Origin of the sequence: Psychrobacter glaciei, from assembly GCF_014652895.1 — a bacterium.
Lineage (GTDB): Bacteria > Pseudomonadota > Gammaproteobacteria > Pseudomonadales > Moraxellaceae > Psychrobacter > Psychrobacter glaciei.
In genome coordinates this window covers 233,333-247,695 of the sequence record NZ_BMZR01000001.1, presented here as the reverse complement: position 1 = coordinate 247,695, position 14,363 = coordinate 233,333, and the positions used below count along the sequence as shown (strand labels likewise).

Genomic DNA, 14,363 nt, shown 5'->3' with positions numbered 1-14,363 from the left:
TATTGGATTACCTAATAATTACCTCTAAATCACATAAAAAACCTAATAAAATCAATATGATTACCTATATTACATAGTTTGCATACCACCCCTAGAATTTTAAAACAATGTGCTATTAAGCCTTACCTGCCCATCCTAAGTCTCAGAAATTTTAGAACGTGGGATTCATATGGGATTCATATAATCATTCCGTATATCATATAAACAAGCTAAATCAGTTACTTATCGACTTGTTTGCCATTAGATAACCAACAGTAGAGGTTTCGAGTCTCTCCAGCCCCACCATTTTCGGATAGTACATCTTAGACCAAATATCAAAACCTGCTTTTTAGCAGGTTTTTTTGTGTCTGGAGTTTGGCTATCTATTATCACAAACGCTCTAAACCCTCCAACACCTCTTCCATACTCCGATATCTTCTCTCTACCCGCTTCGCCAATGCCTTATCGACCATACATTGATAACGACTATATTCTGATGACAGCTTTGGAATAGGCTGTTGGCAATGCTGAATCGCCCACGCTTTTAATTTATCATTGCTGTTGACGCTTACCTGAAACGGTCGCCTGCCCGCCAATATCTCAACCATCATGACGCCAAATGCATAGATATCACTTTGCACCGTTGCGCCCTTCCCCTGCCAACGCTCAGGTGCGAGATAGGCAGGTGTACCAGCAGGGCTTCCCTCTTTTAGTTCGTTAAACATCTCTGCCAAGGCAAAATCAGTCAATAATAGATTAGGCATTAAGCTGCTGGCACCTGCATTATTTAGCAAGGAGCTATCGCAAGAAGTATCCAGCAGAATATTGCTAGGCTTAATATCATTGTGTAGCCAGCCAGCCTGATGCAAATTGGCTATCAAGTGTGCGGATTGAGTGATGAAATGATGCTTTTGTGGCGCTGTCAATAAATGCTGATTTTGAACATTCAACTGTCCCGCCAAGCTACCATTAGAGTAATAAGGCATAACTACTATTACCAGCTTTTGAGGCTGCTCTAGTATTTGAACGTTTATACAATGATGCGCCAATAGCGGCGGTGAGATAGCATTATCTTCGATTCTTGATAAAGCATTTATAGCAGCTAAAACGTCTGCTTCATGAGTTAAATTGGGCGAGATACGATAAGCGGCATCACTCAACTGCCATTTGATCATGACATGACCAAACCGTGTATGTTGGGCGCGTGTTAAGCCTTGATAATAAGTATTTTCAATATTTTGCGTATGCTCATGATTTTGCTGAGTAATACGCTGGTGAACGACTTCGCTAAAATGCAGTGTGGTCAGTACTTGCGTAATAATGGGTAATAGCTGCTGAGATTGCGCCTGTAACGCTTGCTTAATAGACAGATTACTGGCACTATTTTCCATGGTGTTTTTCTCATAATAGGGTGAGATTACTGCCTGCCTGTTCGTATCATTTCCAAAAATAATAGTAGCGCGAATAATTTTGACCAGTACTACGCTCAGTAGGTGCCAAAAGTTTAGCCACGTTAATGATATTTTTGGGTATGGTATTAAAGACAACCTTAAATACTTGAGCCACTATGTCACAACCAATCATCCCAACCACGCCCTCTAATCAGCCTACTTATGCCCTGCCCGCACCGCTGTTAGATTTGCTCAGTCAATATTTACAAGAGCGGGTTACACCAACTATTGAAATCGATCCGAGCCAGCTTGCTTATCGCTGGGTTGGTGGACGCACTGGTAATTTAGAGCCTTTGTCGGTCAACCTGTTTTTGAGCTTAGATGACTTGCATGGTATCGATACGCAAAAGTCTAAACTGGTACAAAACACCCGTCAGTTTATTAAAGGTTATCCTGCCAATCACGTCTTAATGTCGGGGACACGCGGTGCCGGTAAATCATCATTGATTCGCGCCTTGCTTCAAGCCCATCATAGTGAAGGCTTGCGTATTATTGAAGTTGCTCGCGATGATCTGCAAATATTAGATAAGATTCGCGCTGCCATTAATGCCCTACCAGCAGATTGTAATTGCCGCTACATCGTATACTGTGATGATCTCGCGTTTGACGGTCAAGATGAAAGCTATCGTACGCTAAAGAGCGTGCTTGATGGCTCGCTAGACTCTGAGCAAGACAAGCTACTGGTCTATGCCACCAGTAATCGCCGTCGCCTGCTACCGCAAATGATGAAAGACAATATTGATATTTACAATGGGCAGACGGATGAAGTCAACCCCTATGAAGCCATTGATGAAACCGTGTCGTTATCGGATCGATTTGGCTTATCATTGACCTTTCACCCCATGGATCAGCAGACTTACCTGCATATCGTTCAGCATTACCTAAATTTAGAACAGCAGAAAATCTCAGCTGATATGGATAGTGACGCTAAGACCGTTTTGGAAAGTCAGATCATGCCTGACAAGATCAAAAAGGATGCGCTACGTTGGGCCTCTGAACGTGGTGGTCGCTCAGGACGGGTTGCTTACCAGTTCAGTCGATACTGGAGCGGTATAACGCAATTGGAAATTGCAGACGGTAAGCGCTAAGCCATATCTGGTTATAAGTCATATTTAAGTCTAACCCATGTCTAATCACTGCGTGCAGAACCTAGATACTGCACGCGACCCTCCTCTTGACTGCCCTCTTGATTACCTGCCAAGTCAACTGCACCATCGACCATATATTGGTCAAAATCTGCTGCCAGCCATAGATTGCCTTGATATACACTTTGCGCGTCTAAGCGAATATGCCCCATGTTTGCCGTACTGCTATCTGGGTTATCAAAGCTTTGATAACGCGCGCTAAAATGGGTCAAAATCAAATTCTTAAGCCCGATATCTTGAGCAAATTTGCCCACCAATTGCGCACTACTATGCATGGGGTCAAAGTCTGGATTTTTGGCTTTGATTTTGCTTAAGACTTCATGAGTATAAGTGGCTTCATGCACCAGCAAATCAGTATCGACCAACGCAGAGGTGAGACAAGCTGGCGTATCGTTATCCCCCGCTACCACTATCCGTGTGCGCTTAACGTCATTATTGACATAATCTGCTGAGCGCAGCTCACGACCGTCTTCGGTCATGACATCTTTGCCTTGCTGTAGTTTGCCCCACAGGGCACTTGCTGGAATACCGTCTGCGGTCAACTTATCCGTATTAAGCGTGCGCTGGCTGATAGTCTGAGTGATACCAAAACCATGAGAGGCGACGCGATGTGATAGCGGTGTGATATCAATATCAAGCTGATGCTGGCTGTCTAAACTGATACTTACCTGACCGTTACTCTCATTATCTGGAGACAATAACTCTTCAATCGCCATAAAATTGATGGCAAAGGGCAAATACAACTCTGTGGGGGCGGTAATAGCTTCAAGCAATATAGCGATGGCTTTTGGTGCAATGAGGGTCAGCGGATCGCGACGTCCTGACATAGCCGCACTCGCCAGCAATCCTGGCAAACCATAGCAATGGTCGCCATGCACATGAGTAATACAAATGGCAGTTAATTGATGTAGGGAGAGCTTGGTGTGCAGCAATTGCTGCTGCGTACCTTCACCGCAATCAATCAATAGCCACGGACGCGATTTTTTAGGCTGCTGACTAGCGCCCGATGAATAAGGATTCAAGCATTCGATCGCTAAGGCAGTGACATTGCGCTGTTTGGTTGGCACCCCTGCTGAAGTACCTAAAAAGGTCAGTTTGAGCATGACTTAGCACTCATAATACAAAATTATTAATAAATGATACGGCTTATGATAGTTGGCATATCATGGTTCGGTCGCCTGCTACCATCTGTCCACCATTGGCAGTACACTCATTGACCATATTGGACTCATAAGACTTCCAACCACCATAAAAACTCGCTACACATAGCAGCACGACCAGCAGTTTTTGTGACCACGCTTTGATAGACACCTGCTGGCTATTGATTTCTTGACGAGCAAGCGATGGGTTAGTATTGACATCGGTATCGATGCTTTTGTTATCAGATTTATTCAGGTCAGACATTACTTTATCCTAAAAAGGTTTTGTCTATACATAAACAAAACCTTTTATCAAAATATTAAATCAAGCGCTTATACATGTGTAAACGCCAGCAACTAGAACTTAAGACGACCGCCCTTTTCTTCTGCGCTCTTAAAGGCATCACGTTCTTCACAGCGTTTTAGCCAATTTAAAATATTGGTATATTTATTCTTATCTAAGCCCGGACCAGCATTGGCACCTACTACCGCTAGATGCATTTGAATGTCGGCGGCGCTAAAATCTTCACCAGCGAACCAATGATTGTCCTGTAGATGCTGCTCCATCATGTCGAGTATTTTGTTTAAGCTGTTAGCAATCATGCTTTTTTCGACTTTTGCTTTGATGCCCTTGCTAACAGGTTTAATCAACATCGGCGATTGCTCAACCACTTTGGTGAACACCAATCGCATGATGAGCGGTGGCATCACAGACGCTTCAGCGAAATGCAACCAAAACGTATAAGCTTCCCACGCTGCTTCATTGTCATCGGCAGGTTTGAACTGATGGGCTTTATCATAATGCTTGAGCAGATATTCGATGATAAACCCTGACTCAATCAGCGGGCGACCATCCACTTCCAATATCGGTGCATGACCGATCGGATGTATGGCTTTTAGACTCTCAGGCGCGCGGTAAGCTTTATTGCGCTCATAGCACGTCAGTTGATAATCAGCTTTGAGCTCTTCTAATAACCATAAAATACGAAACGAGCGTGAGTTTGCTAAATGATGAAGGTGTAACATAAACCATCCTAGTAATAAGTAATTGTGAGTCCGCTATACTATTTTAGGGTGTGTCCTCATTCTGAACATGGTGATAAAAATGAGATAAATTGCAGCCAAACGAGGAAATTAGCACAGATAATATCGAGATATTAACCAGCTATTTGACACAGTTTGGCAAGATTTAGCCATTTTTGACCCATTTAGGTATTTTCGTTCAGATTGAGGACACGCCCTAGATATCATGTGCCAAATTAGGTCGAGTATGATACTGCTGCTACTGATAATAGCGTACTTAACGCGGCTTTGACACCACAACTGTGTAGAGTAGTTACGAAAAATAATGCCTGCCAAGTCAACTTTGGTTTTACAACGACACCTACTTATTTGGCATGGAGCACTTCTATTTTTCGCGTCATTTTGTCTATTTTTTGCTGATACTTCTTAATCTTACGAAACCGATGTGCAGCCAACACGCCTTTAATACGGCGATTTTCTAGGCGACGGCGTGGTGGGAAGCTGCCCACTTGTGGCTCATTGTAACCATGTAAGCGGTCATCACGTTTGCGTCCCAAGTAACCCAGCGCACTATCAGCAATCATAATAAGCAATGCCACAAAAATCATGCTGTACATCAGCATGGATCCACCATCATGTAAGTTACGATCCAAAATCGCAATCGAAAATACGAACAAAAATATCGGCTCAAGGTAGCACAACGTTCCAAACAACGAGACAGGTAGCTTTTGGCTAGCGACCATTGTCAATGACATGGCAGCGGTACTAATAATGCCAAGTAAAGGCAACAGATACCACAGTTTATGGTTGGTTATCGCTACTTCAAAGCCACCATTCATATACAGCGCAACCAATACGACTGGCAATAACAACACAAGGTCCGATATAAGACCAGTGATGGGTGGTACGGCTAGATAGCGACGCAGTAGGTAATACGGCGGGTAACCCAAGCAGACAAACAACGTCGCCCAAGAGATAGCACCATATTCAAAGATATCATAAGCGATACCAAGACCCGCACATACAATGGCAGCCCACTGAAGTAAGCTCATATCCTCATTATAAAAAAATCGACCAACGACGATCATAATCATTGGATATAAAAAGTAACCCAACGTCACTTCAAGCCCCAAACCATTCACTGGCGCCCACATAAATATCCAGATTTGTGCGCCCAAAATTGGGGTGGGCAATATAAATAAAAACCACTCTTTGGCGTTTTTTAATGTTTTTAGATAGTCAAAAATATGCTGCCATTGTTTTAATACACTTACCAATAGCACCAAACTAAAAAACATCGTTAGCACACGCCACGAAGCGACCTGCGTACCTGATAACGGTTGCAGCAGCAAGCTGAATAAGAACAGCAATGAGTATAAAAAGTTTGCAGCCACAGCAGTAATTGTACCCTGCGAGGTTTGGTTAGTAGTCAGCATCACAGCAGCCTTTAGAGATTGGGGCACATCCTTGGCAATTTTAAAAAAAACAAAAGCCTCAGACGAGAACGTCTGAGGCTTTTGCATATAAGGTCGTCGCGCAATCCAAGATCAACGCTTTTGATATGTCGTGCTTATATCATGGGCTGCATTATGTCAAAGTCAGAATAGATAAGCAATACTGCCTTTCATTTAGTATATCAACTTCTTCGTTGAGTAAGTTTAATGACTCTAAGTGCTTATTTTAAATCAAGTTGCTCAATTTTTTGCTGTATTTTATTCATCTTTTTTTGGTAACGACGTATCTTGCGAAAACGATGCGCTTTTAGTACGCCATCGATACGCTGATTGATAAAATGGCGTCGCGGTGGGAAACCGCCCACTTGTGGCTCTCTATAACCATAAAGATGATCGTTACGACGACGAACCATATAGCCTGTGGCACTATCAACCATCATGACCAGTAGCGCAAGCGTAATCATGCCATACATAAAGAGCGAGCCGCCTTCATCGAGGTTTTGACTCAGAACCGTAATGGATAATACAAACAACAGCATCGGCTCTATATAGCTTAACGCCCCAAACAATGACACGGGCAGCTTACTACTCGCAATCATCGTCAGTGACATCGCAAGCGCACTCAAAGCACCAAGCAGCGGCAACAGATACCAAAACTTCATCTCTTGTGCCGCAACGTCAAAACCACCAGTCACATAAAGTATGATGAGCACTACTGGCGTCAGCAGAGTCAAATCAAACAACAGCCCCGTCACTGGTGGCACAGCAAGTGTACGACGCAACAGATAGTAAGGTGGATAGCCCAAGCACACAAACAGCGTCACCCAAGATACCGAACCATACTGAAAAATATCGTAACCGATGCCTAACGCTGCGAATAGTGCGGCTGCCCACTGTAGGACGCTCATATGCTCATGGTAAAAAAATCGACCAAGCACAATCATCACAAGCGGCAATAAAAAATAACCCAGCGTGACGTCCAGACCAAACCCATTAACGGGCGCCCACATAAACAACCAAATCTGTCCACCCAAAATCGGTGCGGGCAATATAAATATCAACCATTCTTTCAGTGTCTTTAGCGTTTTTATATAATCAAAGACATGCTGCCACTGCTTGGTCAAACTAAGCAATATTACCAAACTTAATAGCATCATAAGGACACGCCATGATGCTACCTGTGTCCCCGTTAAGGGCAACATAAACAGCCCAAATACAAACATCATCGAAAATAAAAAACTCGATGATACCGATGCGACAGTTCCCTGAAAAGTTTGATTGGTCGTAAGCATAACAACAGCCTTAAAAATAGAACCTTATTTACATTATTGAAAAAAATGAGAATCAAAAAATAAAAACCTCCGACGATAACGTCAGAGGCTTTTTTTAGAACAATCATATAAGACTAGGGCGTGTCATCATTTAGATTGTGAGGCTTAAAATGATGAAAATTGCAGCCAAACAAGAAAGAAATTGCCGTAAATATGAACATATTGACAAGATTTCTGACGATGTTTGGCAAAATTTAACCATTTTAAGACCACTAAATGTATCAATGTGCTAATTGATGACACGCCCTAGATCACAAAGCTAACTACTGAGACATTTATTCGCCGTCTAAATCATCATCATTTGCAATATCGATAGCATCATCAACTTCAGTTGTGGCTGTGTTGCCAGTTGCCGCATCGATGTCTATTTGCTCTTGGCCTTCTATATGCAACGTACCATCTTCTCTCATAGCATCAACTAGCTCATCATCGCTTTCTTCGTGCTCGACACGTGCCATAGCAACCAGTTTTTCATCTTTTGACAGACGAATCAGCGTGACACCTTGCGTATTACGACCAGAGCTAGCGACATGCTCAACTGGCGTACGCACCAACGTACCTTTGTCAGAAATCAAAATAATATCATCGGTAGAGTCAACCTTGGTGGCTCGTACTAACGCACCATTACGCTCACTGGTCTTAATCGCGATTACACCGCCACCACCACGGTTTTGGGTATTGAACTCATCGATAAAGGTACGTTTACCGAAGCCTTTTTCACAAGCGATTAGGATTTCGCGGACATCATCTTCGATAACGACCAATGATTTGATAAATTCATCAGCAGCCAGACGCATACCACGGACACCTTTCGCAGTACGACCCATCGCGCGAGCATCGTTTTCATCAAAACGAATGGCTTTGCCACTGGAAGCAAACAACATCACTTCTTGGCTACCATTGGTGATACGAGCACTGACCAACTTGTCGCCATCTTCTAATCCAACCGCAATCAAGCCGTTCGAGCGAATATTCGCAAATTGCTTAAGCTCTACCCGCTTCACTGTACCATTGGCAGTTGCAAAGAATACAAAAGGTGGCTCTGCTTGATTGCTGTCTTCTACCGAATCGTCCTCATTACTTGCTTCTGATATCTCACCTGTTACTGATGTATCTTCTACAATTTTTGGAATTGGTAGTATCGTCGTTACTGTCTCGTCACTATTTAGGCCAATCAAATTGACCAACGGACGACCACGAGCACCGCGACTGGCAATCGGTACTTCAAAGCCGCGTAGGCTAAAGACACGCCCACTATCAGTGAAGCACAATACTGTAGAATGCGTTGAGGTCACTACTAGATGATCAATCACATCGTCTTCTTTCATCGCAGTCGCAGATTTGCCTTTACCACCACGTTTTTGCGCGACATAATCATCAATTGGCTGGGTTTTTGCATAACCAGTACGAGAAACGGTCATGACTACGGTTTGCTCTGGGATAAGGTCTTCACGGTTAAAGTCCATACGCGAATCAATAATATCAGTGCGACGCTCATCACCGAAGTTCTCACGAATCTCAATCATCTCATTTGAGATAATGGTCATTAGCTTGTCAAAATCGCCAAGAATAGACTCTAAATGGGCGATTTCACGCAGTAAATCTTGGTATTCTTCGGTCAGTTTGTCTTGCTCAAGACCCGTTAGACGATGCAGCTGCATATCTAAAATAGCATTGACCTGTTCAAGCGATAAGCGATAATGCTCATTACCCTCAATCAGACCAAACGGTGCTTTTGGATCTTCGCCTTCGATGAAGTCAGGACGTACTGATTGACTGCCAGCAGCGGTTAGCATCGCCACGACACTGCCTGAACCCCATGTGTTGTTTAGTAAGCTTTCACGTGCCAAGCCGCGGTTTGCAGACGCCTTAATCGCAGCGATAATTTCATCAATATTCGCCAGTGCAACGGTCAAGCCTTCGAGCAGATGACCACGAACGCGAGCTTTATTTAGCTCATAAATGGTACGGCGCGTCACCACTTCTTGACGATGACGTACAAAAGCAGCAATGAGCTGACGTAAGGTCAATAATTTTGGCTGACCATTATCGAGCGCCACCATATTGATACTAAAGCTAGACTCAAGCGGTGTTTGGAGGAATAAATTATTGACGATAACTTCGGCCGTCTCACCGCGACGCAAATCAATGGCGATACGCATGCCGTCTTTATCAGACTCATCACGAATCTCAGTAATACCTTCGATTTTTTTGTCACGTACCAGCTCAGCGATACGCTCAATGAGCTTGGCTTTATTGGTCTGATAAGGTACTTCGGTAAATACAATGCGCTCACGATCACGGTTGACGCCCGTATCGCTCATCGCTTCAATGATATAGCGACCACGTATGTGCAAGCGGCCTTTACCCGTGCGATAAGCATCCAAAATACCTGCACGACCGTAGATGATACCGCCCGTGGGAAAGTCAGGACCGGAGATATGAGTCATCAGCTCTTCAGCTGATATTTGCGGGTTTTCGGCATATGCCAAGCACGCATTAATGACTTCGGTCAGGTTATGCGGTGCCATATTGGTCGCCATGCCGACTGCAATACCAGTCGCACCATTGACCAACAAGTTAGGCACACGCGCCGGCAACACGCTTGGCATGCGCTCAGAGCCATCGTAGTTGTCTTCCCAGTCGACAGTGTCTTTGTCGAGATCAGCCAGCATCTGATGGGTCAGCTTGGTCATACGTACTTCGGTATAACGCATAGCCGCCGGTGGATCATCATCAATCGAGCCAAAGTTACCTTGACCATCAACCATCGGATAACGCAAGCTAAAGTCCTGCGCCATCCGTACAATCGCATCATAGACCGCACTATCGCCATGCGGGTGATATTTACCGATGACATCACCGACCACACGCGCCGACTTCTTATAGGCTTTATTGTAGTCATTAGACAGCACGTGCATCGCATACATCACACGGCGATGCACTGGTTTGAACCCATCACGCACATCAGGCAGCGCGCGCGAGACGATCACGCTCATCGCATAATCCAAATAGGATTGCTTTAATTCATCCACGATGGCAATAGGACTGATCGAGTCGCTCATATACACTCCTTCACTCACATAATTTCTCTAAGGGTTGCACGCCTTAAAAAGGTTTAAGCTGATACAAAAATATAGCTGCACAAATGCGCAACTATGATTGTTATATAAACGCTAAAAAACACCTAAAAACGTGCAAAACCATAGGAAAATGGCGATACGGTTTTTGTTAAAAGTAATGTTGAATAAAAGAAGCTATTTTAGCACAAATTTGTTGATTTAGGGGGTTCTGACTGTCATTAAAATCAAGCAAAACAGCTCATTAGCGCAGGTTTTTGGATCCAGTAATATCCACCGAAATATCTTTAATGACATACTCGCTTAGACTGGCTAATTTTGCCATTTTTACAGACGAATTTACCATCTTTTGAGCAATGAGAAACGCCGCCCATCTTACCGGAGCAAGGCGTGTTTTTTGCTTGTGCTTGACTCATAGGCAACAATACAAAGGTGAGCGCTAGCAAAGATAACATTATTGATTTCATTGTTTTATCCTCCTAAAAAATAATGGGTTTATACATAAAAAAACTGCACCCACTGGGATGCAGTTTTTTGACATCATTCATCTGTAAATAACTTATTGCTGCTTGGTCATATTAAGTTCGGTTGGCACTGGCACTAGCACTAGCACTGGCACTGAAGTCTTGATTAAAGAATTCACGAGTGGCGTCAGTACAAGCACTAGCAACTAAACCACCATGATAGCTAGATAAGAGGCCAGCTCCAGCAGCGTCGACATTATTATTAAATCGCGACTGAATATTATCAATAGTATTGGTCATTAGCCAAGGGTTTGCTAATGCTGATTGACCTAAAGGCAGCAACGTTGGAATGCCACGACCCGCTTCATTCTCGTTATCGACATCGAGAACAGTGACATTTAGATTGGCTTGTTGCAGCTGAGCCGTCATTGCACCTGTATTTAAATCATAGTATACCGTTGGATCACGATGACCACCACATAACAATGTTGGCATCTTTGGTACATATCCTCGTAAATCGTTGTCTTTTAGGGCTTTACGAAGCTCGTTCTGCGGAGAAGCGGCTGGTATTCCAGCTGGTGTTGCTGCTGTCAAACCATCAGGATTTGCAAGCACATCTGTCACATAAGCGGCACGAAAGTCCGTCTTAATGAGATAGTTATCAGGAGAAAATCCTAAAAATGCAAAAGGTAGTGTACTAAAAGGTAGCTGATCAAGTACTGCATTGCCAGTAGATTTTGACTGGAACAGCGCAAATCCAGGCAGTTTATTATCCTCGACTAATTGCTCAAAACTTGAGTCACTTGGAAGGATAGTATTGGCATACTGGTCAGTGAAAATCTCATTAACATTATCATAAATACTTGGATACTTTTTCTGTAATCCTGTCGTTAATAATGGCGCAAATCGCGTTGCACCAAGGTTAACGTTCCCCGTAAAGATAGCATCACCAAAGGCGGCTAGAGCATAAGGGCCTGATAAAGGCGCAATGGCTGTCACTGGTTTGTTTTGTGCTTCTAGCGCTCTAGCAGTAGCCATAGCAACATGACCGCCCTGCGAATATCCTGAAATATATAGCTCGCCTGAATCATCGATATTGGCGTAATTGGTATTTTTATCTCGTTTTTGTGCATCGATAACGATACGCGAGCTATTCAACGCATCAATCATATCAGCAGATTGCTGCTCAGCAACTAAGTACGGATGATAATCAAGCTCTGAATCATCATAGCCAGCATAGTTAGGCGCTACGACGATATAGCCTTGCGCGGCAAAGTTTGCTGCTATCAAGGTGGCTTCACCCGAGCCTGAATTTTGAGGATTGCCAACTTGGCTAAAATCATAGCTTTTATCTGTAGTCGTACCATGAGCATATAATAATACTGGACGATCGCCCGAACAATCTGCACTCTCACCACTAGGCAGCATTAAAGCAGCAGTTGCATTGGTAACCTCGCCTGCTGACCCTACCGTTTGATAGGTGACTTTTTCTACTTTAATATCACACTTAGCATCAGGCGTACCAGCATTTTCCAATCCAGGAATACCATCTATTTGAGCAGTACTGAAGGCACTAATTGTCTCAACGCTAGTAGGAAAAATGACGGATGCTGTGTCGTTATCATCGTCGTCATCTCCACAACCGGTGAGTAGTAAAGCACTGGCAACGGCTACTGACAATAAGCAGCGTGACATCGTTGGTGTTTTGGTAGTGATAGACATGGATTGATAAGTAGGGGCAGATAAAGGGGCAGATAATTTGCCGCTGGTATCCGTGGTGGATTTGATCATGGTTGCTGTCCTTAGCAATGGTAAATCAGACGTTTGCTGAAATTTTTTGGCAGTAAATGCCGTTTAGTTTGGCAGCTTTTTTCATCAATGATTTGTATTAAGCACTTTTTAGCAAAATTTGCTCAATAGTTATTGTTTCTTAAACCTTAGGGTCTGTTGAACATTCAAATATGGTACTGGCAGTGGCTATTTTTTAGACAATACGCAGTGAAATTTTTGACGCCTAGTCGTTCTAGGGTAGACAATTTCGCCATGTATTGGCAAAAAATAGCCCTGCCCCTGCTTGTATACTTGGGGCTGATGCTAAAATCACTCCAAACGTTGTTGTAAACCTAGCTAAGGTCTCGACATTATCGTCGGTTTACGCCTAGTTTGATGCGATTTTAGCGATCAGCAGTTCTAATATTTGAATGTTCAACAGACCCCACTATTTATACCGTAAAATTTTATGAAAAGCTACTGGAAAACATGCGCTGAGTGGCGTCTTTTACCTTATACGAAAAATTTTGTTGCCGTTAAAGCAGTTCTAGCTTAGCTTTAGTCTTTGTTGTACGATGTTCCAAATTTAACCCTCATACAGATATCACCCTATGCAAACCAGCAGTCAAAGCACGAAAGAAACCAACAGCCAATCGACAGATCTCACAAAAGAAATGACGATGCAAGACGAGACGCGCACTGACCGTAGTTTTGACACGATTGCGGATTATTTTGAAAAAAAGGTCTACGGTGGTCTTAAAGGCGACATTCGACTGGCAGTATTGCGCCGTGATATCTTTGCCTATACAGCGCAGATGAGTAAAGAGCTTGGGCGACCTTTACGAGTTCTAGATGTGGGTGCAGGACTTGCACAGATTGCGATTGAGCTTGCGGCTCAAGGGCATAGCGTGGTCATCAATGACATCTCTGCCAATATGTTAGAGAAAGCAAAAGCGAGCGCAGCAGAAATCGATAGGAATCTAGATATACACTGGTATGTGTGCCCTTATCAGGAGATAGAGGATAAGTTAGCGATTGATGAGTTGCAGAATAAAGACAGTATGGGTAAGAATACTGAGAACGCAGCTAAGTTTGATTTGATAATGTCGCACGCCCTACTTGAATGGCTCGCAGAACCAGCCGCCATCATGAACTTTTGTGATCGGCAGCTGGCTGAGCATGGCGCGCTGTCATTGTGTTTTTATAATCCAGCGAGCTTTGACTATCGTAATCTAATTATGGGTAATTTTAATCTGCTCGATAACACTGATTATAAGGCTGACACTAAAAAAAGCCTGACGCCTAATTATCCGGTCGCCAAAGAAGAAGTCGAATCTTGGCTCACCACACATCATTACCAAACCATTCTAACCAGTGGCTTGCGCGTGTTTCATGATTATGCACCGCTCAAGCGCGGTGGTCATAATGATCCTGATGCAGTCATACGCATGGAGCTGCGCTACTCACAACGAGAGCCGTATAAATGGCTGGGTCGCTATCTACATATAATGGCAACTCGGTAAGTTG

General features: G+C 43.6%; 11 protein-coding genes. 2 read left to right on the top strand and 9 right to left on the bottom strand.

Annotation, left to right across the window (positions count from 1 at the left end; genetic code table 11):
• Positions 1-368: 368 nt before the first annotated feature.
• The gene (locus IE130_RS01105; protein ID WP_189580464.1) at positions 369-1,370 is read right to left on the bottom strand and encodes a serine/threonine protein kinase; all 1,002 of its coding nucleotides are present in this window, start codon (positions 1,368-1,370) and stop codon (positions 369-371) included.
• A 176-nt stretch (positions 1,371-1,546) separates the two neighbouring features.
• Between IE130_RS01105 and IE130_RS01100 the strand changes: the two genes are divergently transcribed.
• Positions 1,547-2,518 carry an ATP-binding protein gene (locus IE130_RS01100; RefSeq protein ID WP_189580461.1) on the top strand — a complete coding sequence of 324 codons (972 nt, stop codon included), beginning with the start codon at positions 1,547-1,549 and terminating at the stop codon, positions 2,516-2,518.
• 41 nt (positions 2,519-2,559) lie between these two features.
• Here IE130_RS01100 and IE130_RS01095 read toward each other — a convergent pair whose 3' ends face one another.
• The 8 genes from IE130_RS01095 to IE130_RS01060 form a co-directional block, all read right to left on the bottom strand.
• Positions 2,560-3,678, bottom strand: coding sequence for a ribonuclease Z (locus tag IE130_RS01095; protein ID WP_189580458.1), 1,119 nt, complete (start codon positions 3,676-3,678; stop codon positions 2,560-2,562).
• A 43-nt stretch (positions 3,679-3,721) separates the two neighbouring features.
• Positions 3,722-3,979, bottom strand: a complete 258-nt coding sequence (locus tag IE130_RS01090) for a hypothetical protein (protein ID WP_010200262.1) — start codon at positions 3,977-3,979, stop codon at positions 3,722-3,724.
• Between the two features lie 92 nt (positions 3,980-4,071).
• A complete protein-coding gene (locus tag IE130_RS01085) occupies positions 4,072-4,740 on the bottom strand; it encodes a glutathione S-transferase (protein WP_189580454.1) in 669 nt (222 codons plus the stop codon).
• 362 nt (positions 4,741-5,102) lie between these two features.
• A complete protein-coding gene (rarD, locus tag IE130_RS01080) occupies positions 5,103-6,173 on the bottom strand; it encodes an EamA family transporter RarD (protein ID WP_189580452.1) in 1,071 nt (356 codons plus the stop codon).
• 239 nt (positions 6,174-6,412) lie between these two features.
• Positions 6,413-7,483 carry an EamA family transporter RarD gene (gene rarD / locus IE130_RS01075; RefSeq protein WP_189580449.1) on the bottom strand — a complete coding sequence of 357 codons (1,071 nt, stop codon included), beginning with the start codon at positions 7,481-7,483 and terminating at the stop codon, positions 6,413-6,415.
• A 314-nt stretch (positions 7,484-7,797) separates the two neighbouring features.
• The gene (gyrA, locus tag IE130_RS01070) at positions 7,798-10,587 is read right to left on the bottom strand and encodes a DNA gyrase subunit A (protein ID WP_189580446.1); all 2,790 of its coding nucleotides are present in this window, start codon (positions 10,585-10,587) and stop codon (positions 7,798-7,800) included.
• Positions 10,588-10,889: 302 nt separating this feature from the next.
• On the bottom strand, positions 10,890-11,069 hold the full coding sequence (locus IE130_RS01065; protein ID WP_189580443.1) for a YdcA family protein: 180 nt from the start codon (positions 11,067-11,069) through the stop codon (positions 10,890-10,892).
• 111 nt (positions 11,070-11,180) lie between these two features.
• Positions 11,181-12,857 (bottom strand): alpha/beta hydrolase family protein, encoded by a 1,677-nt coding sequence (locus tag IE130_RS01060; protein WP_189580440.1) that lies wholly within the window; start codon positions 12,855-12,857, stop codon positions 11,181-11,183.
• Between the two features lie 590 nt (positions 12,858-13,447).
• On the opposite strand from IE130_RS01060, the gene IE130_RS01055 reads away from it, so the two are divergent.
• Positions 13,448-14,359, top strand: a complete 912-nt coding sequence (locus tag IE130_RS01055; protein ID WP_189580437.1) for a methyltransferase domain-containing protein — start codon at positions 13,448-13,450, stop codon at positions 14,357-14,359.
• Positions 14,360-14,363 lie beyond the last annotated feature (4 nt).